Annotated in this window: 1 protein-coding gene; it reads left to right on the top strand. The window is 75.7% G+C overall.

All coding sequences use genetic code 11. The features are described 5' to 3' along the window. A partial coding sequence (locus DI269_RS12965) for an amidase family protein (RefSeq protein WP_269814161.1) occupies window positions 1-907 on the top strand: 907 nt, incomplete at its 5' end. Window positions 908-970 lie beyond the last annotated feature (63 nt).

The raw sequence follows: 970 nt of genomic DNA, 5'->3' as shown, positions 1-970 counted from the left end.
CACCGCCCTCGCGGTCGCCACCGGCGCGGCCCCGATCGGCATCGGCCTCGACGGCCCCGGCTCGGCCGGCGGCGTCCGCACCGCCGCCGCGGCCTGCGGCATCGTCGCCTACAGCCCCGAGCACGTCCCCGCCGACATCAACGCCGACCCCGACCACTGGCTCGGCGGCCACGTCGGCGTCATGGCCACCACAGTGGACGATGCGGCGCTCGCCTACGCCGCCCTCACCCACCGCGCCCCGCGCACGACCGGCGACCCCGGACGGCTCCGGATCGCCGCCTCCAACATCGCCCCGCTCCCGGCCCGCGTCGACGACGACGCCACGAAGTGGCTGCTCAAAGCGGTCCGCTCCCTGACCGACCTCGGCCACGACACCTTCCGCGCCAAGCCCCGCTTCGGCGCCCGCCTCACGCCCGCCTCGTCGGGCGCGTGGACCTGCGCGGCCTACCTCCGCAGCCTCAAGTGCGGCCCCGACGGACTCCAGCGGCGCACCAAGCGCCTTGTCTCCGTGGGGGAGCGCACCTACCTGCGCGGTCTCTTCGGCGGCGTCCTCGGCGACGGCAACCGCGTCCGCCGCCACCTGGAGGACTGGTTCGACATGGAGGACTACGACGTCCTCATCACCCCCGGCCTCCCCGGACCGCCCCCCGCGGCCAAGGAGTGGTCGCTCGAACCGCTGCGCTCCAACGTGGCCCACCTGGCCTCGGCCGCCTCGTTCACCGCGCCCTTCAGCCTCGCCGGCCTGCCCGCGCTGGTCGTCCCGGTCGGCATGCGCTCGGACGGCGCCCCGGCGACGGTCCAGCTCGTCGGCCCGCCCGGCTCGACCGGGCGCCTGTTCGACATCGCCGCCCAACTCATCGCCAAGCTCCGCCCGCGGCGCTACGCACCCGGCCTGAGCTGGGACTAGCCCCAACCAACACACGGCTTCGGGCCGGTCCGCTCCGCGGCCCGGCCCGAAGCCGTCTTGAGT

Source organism: Glycomyces dulcitolivorans (assembly GCF_003265355.1).
Lineage (GTDB): Bacteria > Actinomycetota > Actinomycetes > Mycobacteriales > Micromonosporaceae > Glycomyces > Glycomyces dulcitolivorans.
Note: the sequence above shows the minus strand (reverse complement) of the source record. Positions and strands in the feature narration are given on the sequence as shown.